Origin of the sequence: Ochrobactrum sp. MYb379 (assembly GCF_037479515.1) — a bacterium.
Taxonomy (GTDB): Bacteria; Pseudomonadota; Alphaproteobacteria; order Rhizobiales; family Rhizobiaceae; genus Brucella.
Window position 1 is genome coordinate 1 of record NZ_JBBGYW010000020.1, and the last position, 21,537, is coordinate 21,537.

Sequence of the window (21,537 nt, forward strand, 5' to 3'; positions counted from 1 at the left end):
TGTGCGCAGACATTCTGCACTCGGGTATAAATCACCGATCCAGTTCGAGATGATAAAACGTAAACTAGTGACAGAACCTCTCCATTAAATCAGGGCAAGTCCAGTTCAATCATGATTGCTGCCGGAGGCGTATCGTCCGCCATTGCCATTTCCGGCTCACGCATCAGCCACATCACAGCTGCAACATGAACCGAAAGCACCACAAGACATGCTCCCGCCCAAAGTGCTAACTCGCTCACGCCACCACGCAGATCGTGGTTGTCGCTATTGCCGTTCATGACAGCTCCGCCCATACAGGCATCTCAACGACCTTCTCTTTACGGCGAAAATGTGAAAGCATTTGCCCGTGATTGATCATGCTAAGCAGATCACAATCAAGACATGCAAGGCGTCCATCTTCTGTCTGGAAAGCAAGATCGGCAATTGTAAAATCATCAAAAGCAGAAACAAATGACCGCTGTGCAGCTTGCAACAAATGCCCAAAGGCAGACCCTGCATTACTGTCTTTTTCTGCTTCAATAGGATTGTCGAAACCCGGCTGCATCAAACGCAGCACGGTTCCAACATTGATGGCACGGGGCTCACAAGCAAGCCGAATGCCGCCCCCGCGCCCCCGCGTTCCGACCAGAAAGCCGTGATGAATGAGATCCGAGACGATCTGCGCTGCATGATCCTTCGTCGTGCCCGTTGCTTCTGCAGCCTCACGTGTCGTGACAGCTTGGCGGCCCAAATTGCGGGCGCAGAGAACGAGCAATTCAATCGAAAGTTCGGCTTGTCTGGTAAATCGCATCACATGAATCTTTTCTGGTGTGACCCTTTTCAGAAACATGACCCCATCAGATTGGGGCCATTACGATATGTGAGGATTAAGCGAATATTTCACGCACCAGTGCATGAACGCGACGGAAAGCAGCTTCTGCTCCCGCAACAACACGTTCTTCTTCAGTTTCGGTGAGGTCAATTTCGTCCAGTGCTGCGGTAAATGTACGCCATTGCAAGCCACGACCTTCAGGCGCGCCAGCGAGATGGCGTGCGCCAAACTCTTCTGTCAGTTCGAGCTTCAGTGCTTCTTTGAGTAGGAAAGCAGCGCCGAGGTTGGAACCTTCAGCAACATAAAGCCAGCCAAGCGCAGTTGGCAGATCGATTTCAGTACCTTCTGCAAAAGCAGGTGCTGCTTCAGGTGCAGGTAGTTCAAACCCAAGGTCATTAAGATCCTGACCAACCTGTTCGAAACGGCGACGACCCTTCAGATCTGGGAGCAACGCATCAAGAGCGGCATCATCGTAAAGAGCATTGATATCGCGTTGGAACTGATACTGCACCTGCACAAACATTGCATAGCGCTCACGATTGGAAAATGGTTTGCCGGCCATGATGCTCTGATCAAGGCGTTCATGCCTTCCTGTGGTCCGCGCCTTTAAACGTTTCGAGCGGGGAAGAGCAACGGGTTGCTCAGGTACGGCGGCATCAGTCATATCGTGTGTCCCTGTTATCTGGCATGTCTTCGGTTCGAACCGGACATTGACCTCTCTGTTTATTAAGACGTTTGAGCGCCCCATTTTTTGCAATGCCGAGGCGAAAAAAACGGCTCGGCAAAAAATGTTGCACATTTTGGTACTAGAAGTGGAAGTTAAGGCCTAACTTAACTGTATGCGTGTCCAGGGAGTTGGATGACTTGCGGCCATTCACGACATTTGAACTACCAGTTTGAGGAACGTATTCCATAATTGGTTGTTCCATCGGTTCACAGAACACACCGCCTAATACCTCACAGTTCCATGGATCGACCGGAATAATCTCCGTACCAACTTGCACAGGCTGATAGTAATCCAAGCCGGTGCCGGACCGGGCATTATCAAAACTGAAGCTTTTATTACCAAAGCGACTGTAAGTGTAATCGGCAGAAATTGACCATCGATCGTTGATTGCATATTCAGCGCCGCCACCAACGGTCAGACCCGTGCGTACACCAGAATCTTTTTCTATGAAAAACAGTGTGTTCTTAGAATAAGAAACTTCATCAAAGCGATACTGGTCGCGTGACATTTTTTGATGTGCGAAGGCGACACCGGCTGTTCCGTAAACCATCCAGCGATTATCAAACGCGTAGCCGAGACGCCCACGGATGGAGCCTTTCCAATCGAGTTCATAATTCGTGTTGGATTGAATGCCAGCAATATCGTTGCGCGGGCCAATCCACTCTGGTTCCATATAGGTGAGGTTTGATCCCTTCATGCGAATTTTGCTGACGTCAGCTTCCACGCCGAAAACGACGCGATTTTTAAACTGATAGTTATAGCCAGCCTGAACACCAAACATCGCGGAGTTACCGATGCCGTGATCAAAGGATTCGCTGCTGGATATCGGATCAGTCGTTCCATCCAGTGCTGTCGTTGTTGACGACGTGCTGCCTGAATTCATCCCAGTATGAACGCCGCCATAAAAGCCGGTCCAGTTGATTGCATTTGCTCCGCCCTGCGTGCGGGAGAATGGCGAGAGCTGCGCTAAACGCTGGTCGCCACCAAAATTACTGGTCAGACCTGCATAGAATGTGCGTCCCGGACCAGGCTGGTTTACCAGGCCAAGCGGGTCGACATAATATTGGTCGGTCAGGTTTTCGACACGGAATGTCGCTGTGAGGCTGTCATTGACCTTATATTCCGCAAACACATCGACCAGCGTGTACGGATCCCATTTCGTCTGTGCGATAAACTGGCTCGCACCGACCGCCGTCACATCACCGTGACCAATTGCACGCTTACCAATGTAGGAAACACGACCGCCCAATGTCAGCCGGTCTTCCAGCATCTTCTGCGACAGGGTTAGATCGACACTGTATTTAGGCGGCACCTGATTGGTGGCATAATCGCCATAAAGCGACTTCTCTCCGCATGTATTTGATGTGCGGCAGAATTCTACGCCAAGATAGTAATTGGCTGACAAGTCTGCGGTAAATCCACCAGCTTCATAGCGGCTTGAAAACTCAAGGCCAGAGAAACGTGCGCGGTCAATATTATAAACCTGCATACCAGTGAACGAAAATTCGCCTGCAGAATTGTAAAACTCTCGATAAGCACGCGCGATGTAGTTTTTAACGTCACAGTTAAAGTAGCTCAACTTGACCATGCCACGGTCATCACCTCCAAGCAGGCCTTCCTTGGTGAAGTTGGCACCAACCTCCCAGTTGCTGGAACGCTCAGGTTCAAGCATAGCATTTGGAATAACCGTAAAGGCTGAAACTGACTCAAACATGCTCGGATAACGCAGCGCGTTTGAGTAGTTGACATAGAGCTGGCTTCCGTCAAACGGCTCGACAGTTACGCCAACCGAAGGGCTTAGGCCACCTGAATCACGTTTTGGTTCCGGGTTGAGCTGTTCTACACTGTTGGCTTCTGTGCGGCGATCGTTCGACCAATAATGCGAATAGCGCAAGCCTGTATTCAGTGTCAGCCAATCAACCGGCTTATAGGCTGCCTTAGTGAACAGACCAAGTTCATCACGATCAGCATCGCGCAGGTTGAGCCAGCCTTCAAGCTCATTGGTGTGCTTGCTCGGGCGCGTATCTTCGTTGAGATAAGAAATACCGTAATTCAGATCGAGGTCACCATAGTCTCCCAGTGAAAATTTGGATGTGTTGGTGACATCCCAACCCCACATGACCGTATCCGATCCAGTTCGGAAGTTTTTTGGTAGGCCAACAGATTCTGACGTTGGAAATGTGCTGCCGCGGCGCGGATTGCGCAATTGGAGCTTTGTGATCCAGAGATTGGAGCGCAGGTCAATCAGATCATTGTCATCTGGATCCCAGCTGTAACGTAGTGTGCCGGTATCAAGCGTAGAGCCAGAGGTAACTTCCTGCTGTGTCGGTTGTGTTTTATCACTGGTAAAGCGCGATGCCAGCAGATCACCTGCCTCGCCACGAAAACCTGTGTATCCAAGCTTGAGCGTATGACCGCCATCAAAACGCAATGTTGTCTTGGTCAGGAATGATTTGGTTTCAAGCTGTGTGTTGAGAACTTCTTCGCCAGCACGATAGTTTGTGAGCCCACCGTTTTCGAGATAGTTCGGCCAGTTCTGACACCATGTTCCGGTGGTGTTACAAACTGATCTTGGACCAGTATCCACTGGATCTGCCGCCGGGCCGTTCTTACCAGCATGATAATTGCCGCGCTTTCGATAAGTATAGCCGGCAAAGAAATCATAATTTTCTTCTTTGATTGCCGCGATAATGCTTGCTGAGCCATTGGTTGGCTTCAGGAAGGAAGGCCTATCCATCCCGTCGGGCGATCCAATCGCAACAGGCGCAGCTGAAGGTGAATTTGGCCACTTATACCCGCCCAGTGCACCTGCCTGAGGCGTGGAGGAGTTGCCGCCAAACTCGCCTTTGACGCGCATACCCCAACCGTCACCCTCTTTAACAATATCATCGGCATCAAGGGTACGGATCGCGACACTGCCAGCAATGCCGCGTGATGATGCGTCCGATCCCTTATTGATGTCGACGCCTGCGATCAGGTCAGGATCGATATAGGTGCGGTTGGATAGGCCCTGATAACCTTGATAGACGGTGACACTGTTTTCAGCGCCATCGATGGTGGTCGCAACACGCCCCATGCCCTGCATGCCGCGAATATTAACGTCAATCGAACCCGCACCATTGCGTGCCTCACCAGACATCACACCCGGCGTGCCACGGAAAATATCGGCCGGGCTTGAGCCACGAAAACGCTCAATGGTTTGAGCGGAAATATAATTGGTTGGTGCTGCGGTATAATAAGGGGCGTCAGCTGGCGTGATACCCGCACCACCAGAAACAGTAATCGTATCGAGAAGCGTTGTACCGTCAGCTGATAATGGAGCTTGCGCCGCTGCTGATTGATCACCCAAAGCAACGGTATTTGTTCCGGTGAAGCGATAGGAAATACCTGAACCGGACAGCAGACGCGCAAGTGCGTCCTGGCGTGACATCGTGCCCGAAACGGCTAGTGCCTGTTTTGATGCTGCAATCTGCGGCTGGTATGTGACCTGCATGCCTGCTTGTCGGCCAAAACTGGCAAGCGACGCAGCGAGCGACCCAGCGGGTATGTTGAATGAAATCTGCTGTGAAGTCTGCGCTTCAGCCTGAACAGATGTGGAAAGGGAGAGTGCGTAAACACACACAGATCCCATCAATGCAGCTGTCAGAACCCGTGTTCCGAAACGTCGCGCAGCACTTTTATTAACCCGAAGCCCCATCGCTCAACCACTCCAATACCCAGAACGTCGTGCGCCTTCGTGGACGCATCAAATACGCTCTAATCCCTCGAATCTACGCATCGTTCTCTCCTAAACCGGGATCGATTTTGGCTGACGCAGTAGTGAAAAGGCGGTTGTATGGCAGCGGCTAACTTCCGACCCTGATGTTTAAAACGAGCAGGGTTTCAAAATTTTCTCCCCCCATAAAAAAATAAATTCATTAAATTGAGGAAACGATAGTGAGCCATGGTGAGACCTGTCGCACGCGGCCACCATACGGCTCAACAACGGCTTCCAGAGCGGCGGCAGGATTGTTCAGATCGAATACACCACTGATGCGCTGAGCACCAAAACTGGACTGTGCCAATAAGACCCTGCCTGATTGCCAGCGTGCAATACGTGCGACTACAGAGGCAATTGTATCACGTTCAGCAACGAGTAAACCCTGTCGCCATGCCGCGATTTGCGAGGCATCTCGGTTGCCCCGTTCAAAATTGTGCGTTTGTTCATTAAACGATAGCCAATCGCCTTGCCCGAGCGGTGTGGGCGCATCATTTGCGCCTGTTGGCCTGATTGCAACCAGTCCATGATCAACCGACACGGTGAGATAACCCGCATCATTGCTCACATCAAAAGCCGTCCCAACAGCCGTCGCTGTAAGATCACCCGTCTGCACATTAAACGGACGCGCAGGGTCTGACTTCACATCGAAGAATGCCATTCCAGCAAGAAGCTCTACCCGGCGTTCGCTTTCGCCAAACTGCAAACGGATTGCCGTATCTGGGCCAAGCGTTACCTGACTGCCGTCAGAAAGAGATACGTCCTTTAGCTGAGCTGACGTCGTCATGAAATCAGCCTGTGCTTGCAAGATCAGCTGCGGTCCAAACAATGCTCCGGCCGCAATAACGGCAAGGCCTGCTGCGCTGCCTGTTAGCAAAGAGCGTCGTGATATTTTTGACGATGTGGCGCGACGCTGGTCACGCATGACCTTGCCTGTCATGCCGTAAATTTCCATGGCTTCACGCCAGGCGACTTCGTGATCAGGACTGCGTGCGCGCCATCGACTGACGAGCTCAAGCGTAACGGGATTGTCAGGGTCTTCCTGAATGCGCATGACAATATCGAGAGCTTCCTCGAAAAGCCTTTCGTCCTGCGAAATTTTCTCATCCATGAAGCATTAGTCCTTTTGTCCAGCTGGTTCGCTTGCTGAACGGCTTTAGAAAATCAACTCGTACAAGCTATAACGATTAAGAGAGAGAAATTTTCTGTCCCAGAGCACATCCCGAATAACGGAAACCGGTTTTCGGAAAAAGATATGCGTAATAAAAAAGAGCCAGAGCATTTCGTCTGATGCAAATCAGGCATCCTCTCGCTTTAATAAGAAGGATTGTCTTCGTTTAAGCGAGAACGCAAATGCATATATCCGCGTTTGATCAAGGTCCATGTCCGGGATACTGACAGGCTGAGTTCGCCAGCGACCTCGGTTATGGTTTTTTCGTCGAGACGGTGTAATTCAAAGGCGCGGCGCGTCTGTTCAGGCAATTCAAGCAATGCCTTTTCAATAATAGCAAGTCGCTGCCGATCATAAACAATCGTTTCCGGTGTCGGTGTACTATCCGCCAGCCGCCGCCATTCCTCATCCGGCATGTTGACAAATTCAACGATGCGCTCGCGTCGATAAAGGTCGATTGAGAGATTGCGTGCAACCTGATGAAGATATGCGCGAGAATTATGCTCTCTGGCCGACGGCGTGGCAGACATCAAACGTATAAATGTATCTTGTGTGAGATCGGCCGCCGTTTCCGCATTGTGTCCTCTGCGCCGAAAAAAGCGATTAAGCTCTCGCGCATGACTCTGGAAAAGGCTTTTCAGGTTCCACATCAATAGAACTCATTCGGAATATACGTGATGCCGATCAAGCGGCCGAGCTTGGAGTGTCGCCCACCGAATTGGCAGCTTCATGCTGCTCAATTATCTCTTAGTCTTATATATGATTACAATAGTCAACTTAATATTACAGGCTCGTTTAGATGGAATTCCACAATCGGAAGCGGACGTCCAAACAGCCGGCCTTGGCTAATTGCATCTCGATGAAGTTTTAGAACATAATCGGCTTTTTCTGTTGCTTAGGCGCTTTCAACCACGAGCTTTAGCTCAAGTGGGCGACAATATTGCAAATATTCTCGACGATCTGTGCACGCATAGCCTACGTTTGGCTTGCACCCCGACCCGAAAACCTGCGGATGGCCTTGTAGGCTTTGGAGAGGGACGTGCCACCGTTGAAAACGAGGTCATGGCCGAGCGTCGTCCCACAGAGGGTCTGCAGAGCCCGGACGACCCATGCGTCCTTTTCCAGAAGATGGATTGGCCGCCCGGCCTTCTCTGCAGCGATCGCAAGAACATCTCTCCGATCGTCTCATGAGAGCTGCAAAAACTGTTCAGCCATGGGCGGCCTTTCCTACGCTGCGGGCAAGCCAGCTGGGAAACTGGGGGGTAGCCGCGACGAGTTCGCTGAACGCCTCGGCGGAAAGCTTCTGCTTGATGCTCAGAAGTGCCTCTTCTGCCTTTTCAGGACCAAGCCATGCAAGCGCGCGGACTGCAAGGCCGGCAGGCTTGTTCCCCAGGGCGAGCTGCCAGCGCGGGACGTGCTTCAGCTCGACAGTCTGGCTTCCGACCGTCATGGTTCGGCTCCGGCCGGATGTGAAATAGATGGACCAGATCGGCACCTGAGTGGACAGCCCCAGCGAGTTTGCAGCCGCAGCACCATTTGAAACGATCACCTCACCGCGCTGGTGCGCAACCGCTTCTATGGCCTGGTCTACCGTCGGGGATCGGATACCGAAGCGGCTTTTGATCGCCTTCAGATAGACCCCACGACCTGCCCGTACGAGCTCGCCGCGTTCATGCAGACGTGACAATGCCTGGTCTACCGCGGCACGATTTCCCAAATGCAGGAAGACCTTTGCCGAAAGCGCCGTTCCCTCGGGCAGCTGCCCGGCGTGAGCCATGATCTGTGTTGTTAGTCTTTGCATAACAATTCTCCTGTCAGAAATATAGACAGTTTTCTGACACTCTGGAATCTGATGGTCCCGGTCTTTTCAATTTAAGGAAAGTCTGAATAGGAGAATTTTCACTTCCCCGTTCCATGAATGACAAGGCTATATCCATGATTCTCTTCGTGAATCGTGTTTAAGCAGCCAATTCACGACTGTGGACGGTAGAATCCGCCCGCTTGACTCTTTCTGGCTTTAGGAACAAAAAGGGAACATCTTCGTCCCTTTGGACATGAAAACCTAAAACGCGAGCCTGAGGAGGTCCGTGAACGATGTCACGCGCCCATACTCCTCGGATGATCGAGGACTTGAGAAACAGGATTGCTCACCTTGAGGGATCGGCGAACCGCAAGGCCGCGGTCTTGCCATTCGGCGTAGCCGAGATCGACAGGCACCTCCCCGGCGGAGGGCTTGCTTTCGGTGCGTTGCACGAGGTTGCCGGAGGAGGGGCGGGGACCGTCGATGGCGCCGCCGCCGCCCTGTTCGTCGCTGGCGTCGCGGCGCGCTCGAAAGGCAAGGTTCTCTGGTGCCTGACGCGACCGGATCTGTTTTTCCCGGCGATCTCGCAGGCAGGCCTGCATCCCGATCGCGTCATCTTCTGCGAGGCCGATAAGGAGGAGGATGTCCTGGCTTCGATGGAGGAGGGGCTTGCCTTCGGCGGGCTCGGCGCTGTCGTGGGCGAACTGGTCCGGTTGCCGATGACGGCCTCACGGCGCCTGCAGCTCGCCGCCGAGAAGACCGGTACGGTGGGGCTGGCGCTCCGCCGCTGGCGCCGGCAGACCGAAGCCTCCGATTACGGCCAGCCGACGGCATCGACGACCAGGTGGCGGGTCAGCGTCCTGCCGTCCGACCCCTTACCCGTCGCCGGCGTCGGACGCGCGCGCTGGCTGGCCGAGCTGATGCGCGTCAAAGCGGGCGAGTGTGCCGAGTTCGAAATTGGAGCCTGTGATGCCCAGGGCCGTATCTGTCTTCTTCCCGTATCTGCCGACGGAGCGCATCCGGCGCACCGGTGGGGACAGCGTGCCGGCTGACCAGCCGCTTGTCGTCGTCTCAAAATCCGGCGCCAAGCGCTGGCTTTCCGCCGTCGAACCGCAGGCCATCAAACTTGGGCTGCGCGTCGGCATGCCGGCCAGCAAGGCGCAGGCGCTTGTCTCCAACCTCGTGATGTTCGATGCGGATTTGGCTGCAGATGCGGCGGCACTGGAACGCCTGGTGCTCTGGGCACTTCGCCAATATAGCCCTGTCGTTGCCGTCGATGGCACCGACGGGCTGATCCTCGACACCGAAGGTGCCGATCATTTGCGCGGCGGGGAATTGCCGCTTATCGCCAGCTTCGTCAATTCGCTGCGGGCCAAGGGCCTGACCGCGCGGGCGGCCGTCGCCGACACCTGGGGTGCCGCGCATGCGATTGCCCGCATGCGGCGGGCCGAGACCAGTATCATCGCGGCTGGTGAGATCGCAGGGGCAGTTACTGGCCTGCCGATCCAGTGCCTCCGGCTGCCCATCGACACGATCGAGGCGTTGCGTGTGCTCGGCGTCGAGACTGTCGGTGAACTGTCGGCCATGCCGCGCCCGCCGCTGACCCTGCGCTTCGGCCCGGAAGTCGGGCGGAGGCTCGATCAGATGTTCGGTCGGCTCTCCGAGCCGATCGAGCCTTTGCGGACCCCGGCGCTTGTCGAGGTCGCCCGCAACTTTCAGGAGCCGATCGGCGCGGCGGAGACGATCGCCAAATATGTCCGGCGGCTGGTCTCCCAGCTGACGGAAAAACTTGAGGCGCGCGGCCTCGGTGTCCGGTGCTCGGACCTCATCATCCACCGCGTTGACAATACCCGCCAGTCGATCCGCGCCGGCCTCGCCAAGCCGGTGCGCGATCCGGCACGCCTGTCGAAGCTCATCTGTGACCGGATCGAGGCGATCGATCCGGGCTTCGGCATCGAGCGGATGGTACTGGTCGCGATCATGGCCGAGCCGCTGGAAGAAAAGCAGGCCACCTCCTCTCTGATCGAGGAAGAGGTCATCGATGTCACCCCGCTCGTCGATATCCTCGGCAATCGCGGCCAGCGCCTCTATAGGGTGACGCCGATCGCCTCGGATGTGCCGGAGCGGTCGATCGCGCGTATCGCGCCGACGGCCGCAGAAACTGGCGCCGACTGGGCGGCCAAATGGCCGCGCCCCACCCGGTTGCTCGCCATTCCCGATCCGATCGAGGTGATGAACGTGCTTCCCGACCATCCGCCAGCTGTCTTCACCTGGCGCGGCAAGCGCCGGCGAGTGAGGCGCGCTGACGGACCGGAGCGCATCTTCGGCGAATGGTGGATTCGTCCGGCTGAGAAGCAGGCGGTCCGGGACTACTTTGTTGTCGAGGACGAGCGGGGTGAACGCTACTGGGTGTTTCGCACCGGCGATGGCGTCCACATGGAGACCGGCGCGCATCGGTGGTTCCTGCATGGAGTTTTCGGATGAGATATGCCGAACTTCAAGTAACCAGCCACTTCTCCTTCTTGCGCGGTGCCAGTTCCGCACCGGAACTGTTCGAGACAGCGGCTGCACTCGGGATCGAGGCGCTCGGTATCGTCGATCGCAATAGCTTGGCCGGTATCGTACGCGCCTGGGAGGCGGCGCGGGCGACCGGGATCCGGCTTGTCGTCGGCTGCCGACTTGATCTGACCGACGGCATGTCGCTCCTCGTTTATCCGACCGATCGACCGGCCTATTCACGGCTGACCCGGCTTCTCTCACTCGGTAAGGGCAGGGGCGGAAAGGGCCGCTGCATTCTCGATCTGACCGATGTCGAAGCCTATAGCGACGGCCTGATCGCCATTCTCGTGCCCGACGAGGCTGACGATACCTATGCCGGACAGTTGCGGAAGATCGCGGCGATCTTCGGCGATCGCGCCTATGTTAGCCTTTGCCTGCGCCGGCGTCCCAATGATCAACTGCGCCTCCACAATCTCTCAAACCTCGCCGCGCGCCACAAAGTGAAGACCGTCGTCACCAATGACGTGCTCTTCCATGAACCGGGCCGCCGTCAGATGCAGGATATCGTTACCTGCATCCGCAATCATACGACAATCGACGATGTCGGCTTCGACCGCGAACGCCATGCCGACCGGTTTTTGAAGGCGCCGGAAGAGATACACCGGCTCTTTCCTGAATATCCCGAGGCGCTTGCCCGCTCCCGCGAAATCGTCGAGCGCTGCCGCTTCGACATGTCCCAGCTGCAATATCAGTATCCGGAAGAAGCGATCGTGCCCGGCCTCGATGCCCAGCAGTCGCTGACGAAGTTCACATGGGAAGGGGCGGCCGACCGCTATCCCGAAGGCATTCCCGACAAGGTCCGCAAAGCCATTCTGCATGAGCTTGAACTCATCCGCGAGATGCGATACGCGCCTTATTTCCTCACCGTCTATTCGATCGTCCGCTTCGCCCGCTCGAAGGACATCCTCTGCCAGGGTCGCGGCTCAGCGGCCAATTCCGCCGTCTGTTATTGCCTCGGCATCACCTCGATCAATCCGGAGACCTCCGACCTTCTCTTTGAACGCTTTGTCAGCCGGGAACGCGACGAGCCGCCGGACATCGACGTCGATTTCGAACACAACAGGCGCGAAGAAGTGATCCAATGGATCTATAAGACCTATGGCCGGTCGCGCTCGGCGCTCTGCTGCACCGTCCTGCGCTACCAGACCAAAGGGGCCATGAAGGATGTCGGCAAGGCCCTCGGTCTGCCGGAGGACCTGATCAGCCAGCTTCTCTCCGGTGTCTGGGGCTTCAGCCGCGAAGCGATCGGCGAAAAGCAACTGAAGGACAACAACCTCAACGCCACAGATTATCGCTTGCGCCTGGCGCTCGAACTCTCCGCCCAGCTGATCGGCACGCCCCGCCATCTTGGCCAGCATCCGGGCGGCTTTGTCCTGACCCAGGACCGGCTCGACGATCTCGTGCCGATCGAGCCTGCAGCCATGGACGATCGCCAAGTGGTGGAATGGGACAAGGACGATATTGAAGTCCTCAAATTCATGAAAATGGACGTGCTCGGCCTTGGCATGCTCTCCTGCATGGCCCGCGCCTTTGATCTTCTGGCCGAACACAAGAACCTGCCCATGGGTCTTGCCGATGTCGAGCAGGAGGATCCAATGACCTATGCGATGATCCGCAAGGCCGAGACGCTCGGCACATTTCAGATCGAAAGCCGCGCTCAGATGGCAATGCTCCCGCGCCTGAAACCCCGAACCTTCTATGATCTCGTCATTCAGGTTGCGATTGTCCGCCCCGGCCCGATCCAGGGTGACATGGTGCATCCTTATCTGCGCCGACGCGAGGGCAAGGAGGAGCCTTTTTATCCGACGCCTGAACTCGAAGCGGTTCTTTCCAAGACTTTGGGTGTGCCGCTGTTTCAAGAAAGTGCGATGCGGGTTGCGATGGTTTGTGCCGGCTTCACAGCTGGAGAGGCCGACCAGCTGCGCAAATCCATGGCGACTTTCAAGTTCACCGGTGGCGTCAGCAAGTTCAAGGACAAGCTGATCGCCGGCATGCTGAAGAATGGTTACGCCCGCGAATTCGCCGAACAGACTTTTGGCCAGCTCGAAGGCTTCGGCTCCTATGGCTTTCCGGAGAGCCATGCCGCAAGCTTTGCGCTGATCGCCTATGCCTCCTGCTGGATCAAGTGCCACCACCCGGATATCTTCTGTGCGGCGCTGATCAACAGCCAGCCCATGGGCTTCTATAGTGTCGCGCAGATCGTTCAGGACGCCCGGAAGAATGGTGTCGAGATCCGGCCCGTCTGCGTCAACGCCTCGCGCTGGGACTGCGTGATGGAGCCGACCGGTCGGGAAGGGCGCTTGGCAGTCCGGCTCGGGATGCGTCTGGTGAAAGGGCTCTCTGAAAATGACACTGCCCGGATCGTTCTCGCCCGCGGCGAGGAGCCGTTCCATTCGGCCGATGACATGTGGCGGCGATCCGGCGTGCCGGCAGCAGCGCTGGTCAAGCTGGCCGAAGCAGACGCATTCCTGCCATCCCTCGGCCTGGAGCGCCGGCAGGCGCTCTGGGATATCAAACCGTTGCGCAACGAGCCGCTCGAGCTCTGGGCTGCGGCAGACGAGCGCGACGCGCGGACGGCTTCGGAAGCGATTGAGCCCGATGTTGCCCTGAAATCGATGACCGAGGGCAGGAAGGTCGTTGAGGACTATTCCCATACCGGCCTGACGCTACGCCAACACCCGATGAGTTTCCTGCGACAGGAGCTGCGAGCGAAGCGGATCGTGACCTGCACCGAAGCCATGTCCGAGCGTGATGGCCGCTGGCTGTGGACAGCCGGGCTCGTGCTTGTCCGCCAGCGCCCAGGCTCGGCCAAGGGGGTGATGTTCCTGACGCTTGAGGACGAAACCGGGATCGTCAACTCTGTCGTCTGGCCGTCACTGTTTGAGCGCCAGCGCCGGGTGCTGATGACCGCTTCGATGATGGGGATCCACGGCAAGATCCAACGTGAGGGCGAGGTCGTCCATCTCGTGGCCCAAAGGCTGTTCGACTTCTCCGGCGATCTCTCAAGCCTTGGCGAGCGGGACAGTGACTTTCCGCTTCGGCATGGGCGAGGCGACCAGATCAAGCATGGGGCCGGGCCTGATCAGCGCGAGACCCAGAAGCCGGCGATGCCCATTCGAGATATTTTTATACCGGATCTTCACATCGACACGCTGAAGGTGAAGAGCCGGAATTTTCACTAAAGCAAGAAGTCGCTCACGACGTGACTTTTTGGGCGTGCATAAATGAGAGTGTCGAGTTTCACCAGGATTTAAACTGTCTTTCCATTTCGCGTTAGCCCACCCAGATCCGTGGTAGTGAGTTGAACGACAACAGTTTTATTAGGCGTAAGTAGATTACGGCAGAATGGAAAAATGGATCAAACTCAAACGAAAACTAACAGCAGATCACTCGCTCGATGAATATTTTTGCTCTCAGGCTAACGTAACGACACTGCCAGGATTCAGTCTTTGGTTTGGATCAAGCAAATCCCGAACTGAACGCATCAGTTCCATGCGCACTGAGTCAGTACGCAGGTTAAGTTCTGCGGTTAGCTTGCGACCAATGCCATGCTCAGCAGAAAACGTTCCATTGAGCTCATCAACAACATCATGCACGCGTGTCATGATTTCCGAAGCCACGAGCTTCGGGTTTTCAAAACTGGCCCACTGGTCATGTTTGAAATGCGCAATGAAATGAACATTGCCGTCACCGATATGGGAAACGATGAGAATATACGCATCTGGATGCAGCTCATGAACTGCTTCTGTCGCACGCTTAATGAGTTCGGGAACCAGTGCCGGACGAACGGCAATATCGTGCGACAGGCTATGACCTTCGAGCTTATTTGCTTCGGAAACCGAATGTCGCAAATGCCAGATGTCGGCAGCCTGAGCATCGCTTTGCGCGATGAATGCATCTTCAACAATGCCTTCCTCAAATAGCTCGCTAAGCCATTCTTCAAGAGCATTGTGCAGATCAGCTTTGGGATCCGTGCTTCCCAACTCTACCAAAAGTGACCATTCAGGCCGGCTTTCCAGTGGATGGCGAGAGCGCGGTATATGCTGCAAAACGAGGTCAACCTGATTGCCGGACAAAAGCTCAACAGCTTGTACGGCACTGTCAAAGCGGTCTTGTATTCCGATCAAAATTTCGACGGCTGTTTCAACATTGGGCAACGCAATCCATGCATGGCCTGATGAGCGCAAAACAGGCTGCATACGCAACGCTACAGCGGTGATGACGCCGAGCGTGCCTTCTGATCCGATGAATAAGTTTTTCAGATCGTAGCCCGTGTTGTTTTTGCGCAGCGCTTTTAAGTCGCTGAAAATACGCCCATCCGGCAAAACGACTTCTATACCGCAAATCAATTCGCGGATTGGACCATAACGCAGAGCGCTTGTGCCACCAGCATTTGTAGCTGCGAGGCCTCCGACTTGCGCGCTGCCCTCACTGCCAAGATGCAGCGGTATACGGCGATCAACGCTTGCAGCGGCATCGTGTCCGGCTGAAAGGGTGACACCAGCTTCCAGCACGATAATATTGGATGCTTTGTCAATTTCGCGGACACGATCCAAACGACGAAGGCCCAGAACAATTGCGCGGCTATCTCCTACCGGGATTGCGCCTTGCACCAGGCCCGTATTGCCGCCCTGAGGAACCACGCAACAATGATATTCGGCTGCGATCCGCAATAGTTGCGATACTTCTTCAGTCGTCGCGGGGAACACAACAGCAAGTGCATTGCCTGTTTCGTAACCACGCCAATCGGTAAGATAAGGCTCAGTATCATGCGCATCCGTCATCACATACTGATCGCCAATCACCTCACGCAGGGTTGCGAGTAATTGATCATGATTATCGGACTTGAATTGCATGAAACTGGCCTGAAATAGAGTTGGTTGAATAAAAGTGTGGGCTGCTAAACAATCCACTCAGATTGTCGAAGATCTCGAATGGTGGGGGCGCCTGCGAAAGCGAGAAATGATCGAAGCTCATTGCGGAGTTGGTCGACTATGCGAACGACGCCATCGCCCCCGTCAGCAGCCAGCCCATAGAGTGGAGCGCGCCCTAAGAAGACACCGTTAGCACCGGCCGCAAGTAACTTGGCTGCATCCGAACCACGCCTGACGCCGCTGTCTGCAAAAAGCGTCTTATCGGGACCGACAGCGTCGCGTATTCTCGGAAGAACTTCCAAAGGAAGCGTTGCGCTGTCCATATTGCGGCCACCATGCGCCGAGATGACCACTCCATCGCAACCTGCTTCAAACATGGTGAGTGTATCGCTGATGGCCATAACACCTTTGATGACGAGCTTATGTGGCCATCGGCGGCGAAGCTCTTTGAGGAATTCAAGGTCCAGAACCATATCGAGAGCGAAGCGCGGATCACGAATGGATTGCGTAACGGCTTTCGCGACTTCGCCGGGGTAGTGCGCGTAGGAAGGAAATCCATTGCCAAGCGCATAACGTCCCATAACGCCAAGCGTCCAGCGTGGGCGCGTCATCAGGTCGAGCGCCAGAGTTGCAGATGGTTGCAACGGAACGCCAAAGCCATTGCGCCGGTTATGGATTTTCTTGGGTGATGCGGGTGTATCCACCGTCAATACGAGTGTTTCGACACCGCATGATTTGGCGCGTTCCAGTAATTTCCATGTCTCGTTGCGATCATTCCAGACATAAAGCTGGAACCAGAGTTCGCTTCCCGGTGCGCCGCCCGCGATTTGCTCTATGCTTGTTGAGGATTGGGTAGCGACCACAAAAGGCAGATTTGCCGCTTGTGCTGCCCGCGCCATAACGACCTCGCCATTGTGTCGAACCATACCAGCCAACGCGGTAGGAGCAATTACGAAGGGGCAACTATGATCGTGACCAAGATAGCGCGTTGATAGATCAGGTGATGCGACGGGGCGCAGCACATGGGGAACGATGCGTTTTGCTTTAAAACCACGATGAAGTGCTGCAATCGCGTCTTCCGCTTCCGTGCCCCGATCAATATAGTCAAATAGAGCGCGGGGCAGAAAAGACCTTGCCTTTTCTCTCGCCTCTGCAAAATCCAGAAACTCCGCCCCGCCTGCCATTGCTTATGCGATCCCTTGCGCTTTCAGACCTTCAATAGCCTCGGAAATGAGACTGAGGGTCATCTCATTCGGCGCTCTAAGCGGCAATGAAACTGGACCGACAGGCCTGCCGAGATCAGCCATCATGGACTTGAGCGGACCGGGGTTCACTTCGTTGAAAAGTGCTGCAAAAGTCGGGAGCAGCTGACGATGCAGCGCAATACCCTCAGCATAATTGCCACTGATAAGCGTGTCGTGAATACGTGTCCAAAATGCTGGCAACATCGGCGCGCTGGCAAGTATGCCGCCTGTCGCGCCATACATGATATGCACGGCATAAATCATATCATCGCCGGACAGCAGAGCGATTTTGTCGCCAATCGCCGCCGACAAGCGATTGAAGTAATAGGCATCGGTATTGCAGATTTTGGCACCGATGATCGTTCCGTCTTCACCCAATGTTTTGAGTGTTTCAACAGCCGTCACAAAGCTCGTGCGGGAAGGGACATCGTAGTAAACGATAGGCAGATCGACTGTCTGACGATAGGCGTGGAAATAGTCAATGACACCCTGTTGGCTTGGAATGACGTAGAAGGGCGTTACGAGAAGAAGAGCGTCTGCACCCGCTTCCTTAAATGCCTTTCCATGCTCGACAGCTTCTGCCCAACCGGGAGATACAACACCAGCAACAACCGGAACCCGGCCATTGACGATACGAACGGTTTCCCGAACGACAGCAAGGCGTGTTTCCGATGACAAGGCTGTAAATTCGCCTGTGCCGCCGATCGGTGCAAGTCCTTTTGCTCCGCCAGCCAGGTTGAATTCGATCAGGGTTTCCAGTTTCGCGACATCGAGTTTTCCATCATCAGTCAGCGGTGTTGGAATTGCAGGATACATACCCTGCAAGTCAGAATGTTTCATGATCAAATATCCCATTTTGATTGGATGTAATTAATGTTCGACCTTGGACAGGAAGGATTTCAGCCGATCAGTTTGCGGGTTGCGCAAGACGTCTTCCGGTGCGCCAGTTTCGACGACATGCCCACCTTCCAGGAAGATAACTTTTGATGCCACATTGCGCGCGAAGCTCATTTCATGGGTAACCACAATCATGGTCGTTCCATCGGCTGCCAGTCCCTGCATCACATCGAGGACTTCTCCGACAAGCTCAGGATCAAGGGCGGATGTCGGCTCATCAAACAGCATGACTTCCGGCTCCAGGGCCAGTGCGCGTGCAATTGCAACACGCTGCGCTTGACCGCCTGAGATTTGCTGAGGGTAAAGATCAATCTTATCAGCCAGTCCGACGCGCTTAAGCAGCGACATCGCCAGTTCTTTGGATTGCTGCTTGGTTTTGAGCTTGTTGAGCAGCGGCCCCGACATAACGTTTTGCAAGACGGTCATATGTGGAAACAGATGAAAACCTTGGAAGACCATGCCTGTTTTTGCGCGAAAGTCAGCTTGCACGCGTTCGGAGAATTTACTCTTCGGCGAAAATTCGAGGCTTTTACCTGCGATTTCAATATGGCCTTCAGTTGGCTGCTCAAGCAAATCAAGGCAGCGGAGCAAAGTTGATTTTCCGCAACCGGATGGGCCAATCAGAACGGCTACATCACCGCGATTTACAGTGAGATCAATACCCTTGAGAACTTCATGAGTGCCAAATGTTTTTCGCAGATTTTTTACATTAATCATGACGCACCCCTAGTGTTTGATTTCAAAGCGATTGGCGATCAAAGTTACGGGTGTCAAAATGACGAGATAAAGCAGTGCCGCGAATGTGTAGACTTCCAGCGGCCTGTAAGTGTCCATCGTCAGACTTCCTGCCGCGTACATAATGTCTGGCACGGCAACGACGGATAGAAGAGACGTATTTTTAAGCTGGAGAATTGTCTGGCTCACGATAGGTGGGATCATTCTGCGTGTTGCTTGTGGTAGAATGATATGGCGCATTTTCGTGAAGTAGGAGAAGCCGAGCACAGTTGATGCTTCCCATTGGCCGCGTTCTATGGAGATAACGCCTGCACGGAAAATCTCGGCTGCAAACGCGCCCATATAGAGCGTGAGACCCAAGCCAGCGGCGAACCAATCTGGCAAGGTGTAGCCTGTCAGCATCGGCAGAGCATAAAAGAACCATACAATCTGAACAAGAAGCGGTGTGCAGCGAAACAGATGGATATAGGCGTTTATCAGCCATTTAAGCACGGGTATGCGCGACACCAGAGCAAGACCAAGGATGACGCCGATGAGTAGGCCAGCGAGAGATGTTACGACTGCATAAGCAACGGTCACACCGATAGCGTTAAGCCACAATTGTCCGTCGAGAATAACGGACCAGTCAAATTGGTACATCTGCATGCACTCCCATTTTGCGACCGTGTTCATTCCCGATCAGGCGGCCTTTTTCTTAAGCGCTAACGCGATTCGGATTCAGTGAAAAGCATTTTCAAGATAAAAATGCATATTTAATCGTACAGCGATTATTGTTGATTGTTATGCGATCTTAATTTGATAAATACTCGTATAACTACGGTTTTAACAGGCATAAAGAACGAAAAATAAACTTTTCGCTTGTCTTGTTCTGATAGAAAAATACATGCTGCTGTTGGTTGAATTGAAGCTCTCTATAGAAGAGCAAACGAAGGGAATATCGACATGATGAGGATGATCGTAGCTGCCTTATTGGCCTGTTCGGCAGCTGTTGCCAGCGCGCCGGCTATGGCAGAATCTGTATGGGACAAGATCGAACGCACCGGCGAAGTTGTTTGCGGCGGCGTTCGTAATTACCCACCGACGTCTTTTCATGTTGGTGGTGAACTCGAATATGCTGGCTATGGTCCGCGCGTTTGCCGTCAGATGGCTGCCGATCTTGGCAAGGCTATGGGTAAAGACCTGAAGCTGAAGTGGCGTGAAGTCACGTGGCAGAGCATTGTTCTTGACCTGCAATCTGGCCGTTTGGATATTTTCCCCGGCATGACCGCTACGGAAGAGCGCAAAAAGGCGCTGGCTATGGCTGGTCCTGTTTGGCAGATGTCCGATTGCGTAATCGGTTCGAAAGCAAAGCAACCAATGGCGACATGGGAAGAATATAACAACCCAGACGTCACCTTTGCTATGGTGACAGGAACAGCGCAGACCAACTTTATTAAAGAAAGCATGCCAAAAGCGAAGATCATGAGCTTGAAGGAAATGAGCGAAGCCATCATGGCTGTTCAGTCCGGACGTGCAGATTACATGATCCAGGAGCTGCCGATTTGCGTCAAAACATTCTCGACAGCTCCAGCTGTGTTCTCCAGCTATACGGTTCCGACGCCACCACATGGCATTCCTGTTTCGGCTGCAACGCGGATCGATGAAGATGGTCGCGTTCAGGCATTTCTCCAGAAGTGGGCAGAAGAAAACCGTGCAAGTCAGGCAATCGTTCCATTGCTGATTGAAGGCTTCAAGGATGCGGGAATGGATACATCCGCGCTATCTGAAGGCGTTCGTTTCTGATTTCGGATATTCAACAAGAAAGGTGCCGGTTACGGCACCTTTTGCAATTAAGCGAGCACTCCGCCTCAGATATATACCTATAGAACAATAGAAAATTCTGTAATTAATTCATATCAAGTGAGCATTATTGCTTAGATGCATGATATCGGGGATGCCTTGATACAAGGCGGAGGGATGGCTTGAAATGGCGTATCACGACGAAGAACACGACGATCCAATGTTGGTTCGGGCCGTGGAAAAGGCGTTTCGCGTACTCGAAACCTTTGATGCGCTTCATTCTCGTCAAACCCTGACACAGCTTGCTCAGCGCGCAGGGATCGACCGTTCTGCTGCGCAGCGCTTTGCGCATACGTTACTGTATCTTGGCTATCTTCAAAAAGTACCGAATGCGAAGACATATGAGCTTTCAGCCAAGTCGTTGAATATGGGTTACCGCTATACGCGTTCCAGTCAGCTTGTGCAGCGCGCTCATCCTTATTTGATGCATCTCAATCGCAGCACTGGAGAGACAATCTCCCTTACATTGCGTGATGACACCGATATTATTTATCTTGCTCGCTATTTGTCCACCAATACGCTCGACAACGATGTGATCGTTGGCAGTAAGCTTCCGGCTTATTGTTCTGCGGCAGGGCTGGTTTTCCTAGCCGGATTACAAGACGACCAAATTAACGATATTCTGGCGCGAAGTGACTTGCGTGCTTACACGCCCAAAACGATCTTCGAGCCTGAGCAGATATGGCAGCGTATTTATGAGACCCGCCAGCGGGGGTTTGCTATTGCTGTAGAGCAGGTTTATGCCAACGATATTGCCTTGGCCGCACCAATCCATTTGCCAGATGGTCACACGACCGCTGCCGTGGTGCTTGCTGCGTCTAATCTACGATATGATGAAAATACCATCACGCGCCAGTTTGTACCGATGATGATTTCAGCTACCCGATCTGTGACGCAGATTCTCTCCTAGGCATCATAACAGTTCGCTCTACCCTTGCTGAGCTGAATTGGCCGTCAAGCCCATAATAGTCTTGCTTTTGAATGCGATCATACAAAAAAATGAGTTAGCGAGTGTTTTGGAGAGCCTGCCTCAATTACAACTTGCTTTCGGCAATGTCACCTCCAGGCACATTTGTTGCTGTTCATCTCTTTCCAACCCATTTGGCACCTTGCGTTGATTGT

The 21,537-nt window shown here is 54.0% G+C and carries 17 protein-coding genes and 1 pseudogene; 5 read left to right on the top strand and 13 right to left on the bottom strand.

Annotation, left to right across the window (positions count from 1 at the left end; genetic code table 11):
• Positions 1 to 89: 89 nt before the first annotated feature.
• The 8 genes and pseudogenes from WH356_RS21770 to WH356_RS21805 all read right to left on the bottom strand — a co-directional run bounded on the left by WH356_RS21770 (position 90) and on the right by WH356_RS21805 (position 8,267).
• Entirely contained in the window at positions 90 to 278 is a 189-nt protein-coding gene (locus WH356_RS21770; protein ID WP_339514619.1) for a hypothetical protein, read from the bottom strand.
• On the bottom strand, positions 275 to 829 hold the full coding sequence (locus tag WH356_RS21775; protein WP_339514621.1) for an RrF2 family transcriptional regulator: 555 nt from the start codon (positions 827 to 829) through the stop codon (positions 275 to 277). The genes WH356_RS21770 and WH356_RS21775 overlap by 4 nt, the downstream gene beginning before the upstream one ends.
• A 37-nt stretch (positions 830 to 866) precedes the next feature.
• Positions 867 to 1,475, bottom strand: a complete 609-nt coding sequence (locus WH356_RS21780; protein ID WP_339514623.1) for a biliverdin-producing heme oxygenase — start codon at positions 1,473 to 1,475, stop codon at positions 867 to 869.
• A 142-nt stretch (positions 1,476 to 1,617) separates the two neighbouring features.
• Positions 1,618 to 5,235, bottom strand: coding sequence for a TonB-dependent receptor domain-containing protein (locus tag WH356_RS21785; RefSeq protein ID WP_339514625.1), 3,618 nt, complete (start codon positions 5,233 to 5,235; stop codon positions 1,618 to 1,620).
• 220 nt (positions 5,236 to 5,455) lie between these two features.
• Complete coding sequence (locus WH356_RS21790; protein WP_339514627.1) at positions 5,456 to 6,406, bottom strand: FecR family protein; 951 nt, start codon at positions 6,404 to 6,406, stop codon at positions 5,456 to 5,458.
• 203 nt (positions 6,407 to 6,609) lie between these two features.
• Positions 6,610 to 7,116 carry an RNA polymerase sigma factor gene (locus WH356_RS21795; RefSeq protein WP_339514629.1) on the bottom strand — a complete coding sequence of 169 codons (507 nt, stop codon included), beginning with the start codon at positions 7,114 to 7,116 and terminating at the stop codon, positions 6,610 to 6,612.
• A 349-nt stretch (positions 7,117 to 7,465) separates the two neighbouring features.
• A pseudogene (locus WH356_RS21800) lies at positions 7,466 to 7,627 on the bottom strand (nucleotidyl transferase AbiEii/AbiGii toxin family protein); the annotation flags it as partial.
• Positions 7,628 to 7,673: 46 nt separating this feature from the next.
• Positions 7,674 to 8,267: a DUF6088 family protein gene (locus WH356_RS21805; protein ID WP_339514631.1), complete on the bottom strand. Its 594-nt coding sequence runs from the start codon at positions 8,265 to 8,267 to the stop codon at positions 7,674 to 7,676.
• A 293-nt stretch (positions 8,268 to 8,560) separates the two neighbouring features.
• Here WH356_RS21805 and WH356_RS21810 point away from each other — a divergent pair, with 293 nt between their 5' ends.
• From WH356_RS21810 to WH356_RS21820, 3 genes are read left to right on the top strand one after another with little or no spacing between them, the layout of a single operon-like run.
• Positions 8,561 to 9,319, top strand: coding sequence for an ImuA family protein (locus WH356_RS21810; RefSeq protein ID WP_339514633.1), 759 nt, complete (start codon positions 8,561 to 8,563; stop codon positions 9,317 to 9,319).
• Positions 9,237 to 10,751: a Y-family DNA polymerase gene (locus WH356_RS21815; protein WP_339514635.1), complete on the top strand. Its 1,515-nt coding sequence runs from the start codon at positions 9,237 to 9,239 to the stop codon at positions 10,749 to 10,751. Before WH356_RS21810 ends, WH356_RS21815 begins: the two co-directional genes overlap by 83 nt.
• A complete protein-coding gene (locus WH356_RS21820; RefSeq protein WP_339514637.1) occupies positions 10,748 to 14,008 on the top strand; it encodes an error-prone DNA polymerase in 3,261 nt (1,086 codons plus the stop codon). The genes WH356_RS21815 and WH356_RS21820 overlap by 4 nt, the downstream gene beginning before the upstream one ends.
• A 231-nt stretch (positions 14,009 to 14,239) precedes the next feature.
• Here the strand turns inward: WH356_RS21820 and WH356_RS21825 are convergent, their stop codons facing one another.
• The 5 genes from WH356_RS21825 to WH356_RS21845 are packed head-to-tail and all read right to left on the bottom strand — an operon-like array spanning position 14,240 to position 19,215.
• On the bottom strand, positions 14,240 to 15,682 hold the full coding sequence (locus tag WH356_RS21825) for an FAD-binding oxidoreductase (protein ID WP_339514639.1): 1,443 nt from the start codon (positions 15,680 to 15,682) through the stop codon (positions 14,240 to 14,242).
• Between the two features lie 44 nt (positions 15,683 to 15,726).
• Complete coding sequence (locus WH356_RS21830; protein WP_339514641.1) at positions 15,727 to 16,884, bottom strand: alpha-hydroxy acid oxidase; 1,158 nt, start codon at positions 16,882 to 16,884, stop codon at positions 15,727 to 15,729.
• Positions 16,885 to 16,887: 3 nt separating this feature from the next.
• Positions 16,888 to 17,784, bottom strand: a complete 897-nt coding sequence (locus tag WH356_RS21835; RefSeq protein ID WP_339514643.1) for a dihydrodipicolinate synthase family protein — start codon at positions 17,782 to 17,784, stop codon at positions 16,888 to 16,890.
• Positions 17,785 to 17,814: 30 nt separating this feature from the next.
• The gene (locus tag WH356_RS21840; RefSeq protein WP_339514645.1) at positions 17,815 to 18,558 is read right to left on the bottom strand and encodes an amino acid ABC transporter ATP-binding protein; all 744 of its coding nucleotides are present in this window, start codon (positions 18,556 to 18,558) and stop codon (positions 17,815 to 17,817) included.
• A gap of 9 nt (positions 18,559 to 18,567) precedes the next feature.
• Complete coding sequence (locus WH356_RS21845) at positions 18,568 to 19,215, bottom strand: amino acid ABC transporter permease (RefSeq protein ID WP_094510072.1); 648 nt, start codon at positions 19,213 to 19,215, stop codon at positions 18,568 to 18,570.
• 303 nt (positions 19,216 to 19,518) lie between these two features.
• Here WH356_RS21845 and WH356_RS21850 point away from each other — a divergent pair, with 303 nt between their 5' ends.
• A complete protein-coding gene (locus WH356_RS21850; RefSeq protein ID WP_339514648.1) occupies positions 19,519 to 20,358 on the top strand; it encodes a transporter substrate-binding domain-containing protein in 840 nt (279 codons plus the stop codon).
• Between the two features lie 184 nt (positions 20,359 to 20,542).
• Entirely contained in the window at positions 20,543 to 21,325 is a 783-nt protein-coding gene (locus WH356_RS21855) for an IclR family transcriptional regulator (protein WP_339514650.1), read from the top strand.
• Positions 21,326 to 21,537 lie beyond the last annotated feature (212 nt).

Bases quoted from the DNA above. Each gene is read 5' to 3' on its own strand.
- WH356_RS21770 (WP_339514619.1), bottom strand. From the start codon at position 278: ATGAACGGCAATAGCGACAACCACGATCTGCGTGGTGGCGTGAGCGAG.
- WH356_RS21775 (WP_339514621.1), bottom strand. From the start codon at position 829: ATGTTTCTGAAAAGGGTCACACCAGAAAAGATTCATGTGATGCGATTT.
- WH356_RS21780 (WP_339514623.1), bottom strand. From the start codon at position 1,475: ATGACTGATGCCGCCGTACCTGAGCAACCCGTTGCTCTTCCCCGCTCG.
- WH356_RS21785 (WP_339514625.1), bottom strand. From the start codon at position 5,235: ATGGGGCTTCGGGTTAATAAAAGTGCTGCGCGACGTTTCGGAACACGG.
- WH356_RS21790 (WP_339514627.1), bottom strand. From the start codon at position 6,406: ATGGATGAGAAAATTTCGCAGGACGAAAGGCTTTTCGAGGAAGCTCTC.
- WH356_RS21795 (WP_339514629.1), bottom strand. From the start codon at position 7,116: ATGTGGAACCTGAAAAGCCTTTTCCAGAGTCATGCGCGAGAGCTTAAT.
- WH356_RS21805 (WP_339514631.1), bottom strand. From the start codon at position 8,267: ATGCAAAGACTAACAACACAGATCATGGCTCACGCCGGGCAGCTGCCC.
- WH356_RS21810 (WP_339514633.1), top strand. From the start codon at position 8,561: ATGTCACGCGCCCATACTCCTCGGATGATCGAGGACTTGAGAAACAGG.
- WH356_RS21815 (WP_339514635.1), top strand. From the start codon at position 9,237: ATGCCCAGGGCCGTATCTGTCTTCTTCCCGTATCTGCCGACGGAGCGC.
- WH356_RS21820 (WP_339514637.1), top strand. From the start codon at position 10,748: ATGAGATATGCCGAACTTCAAGTAACCAGCCACTTCTCCTTCTTGCGC.
- WH356_RS21825 (WP_339514639.1), bottom strand. From the start codon at position 15,682: ATGCAATTCAAGTCCGATAATCATGATCAATTACTCGCAACCCTGCGT.
- WH356_RS21830 (WP_339514641.1), bottom strand. From the start codon at position 16,884: ATGGCAGGCGGGGCGGAGTTTCTGGATTTTGCAGAGGCGAGAGAAAAG.
- WH356_RS21835 (WP_339514643.1), bottom strand. From the start codon at position 17,784: ATGAAACATTCTGACTTGCAGGGTATGTATCCTGCAATTCCAACACCG.
- WH356_RS21840 (WP_339514645.1), bottom strand. From the start codon at position 18,558: ATGATTAATGTAAAAAATCTGCGAAAAACATTTGGCACTCATGAAGTT.
- WH356_RS21845 (WP_094510072.1), bottom strand. From the start codon at position 19,215: ATGTACCAATTTGACTGGTCCGTTATTCTCGACGGACAATTGTGGCTT.
- WH356_RS21850 (WP_339514648.1), top strand. From the start codon at position 19,519: ATGATGAGGATGATCGTAGCTGCCTTATTGGCCTGTTCGGCAGCTGTT.
- WH356_RS21855 (WP_339514650.1), top strand. From the start codon at position 20,543: ATGGCGTATCACGACGAAGAACACGACGATCCAATGTTGGTTCGGGCC.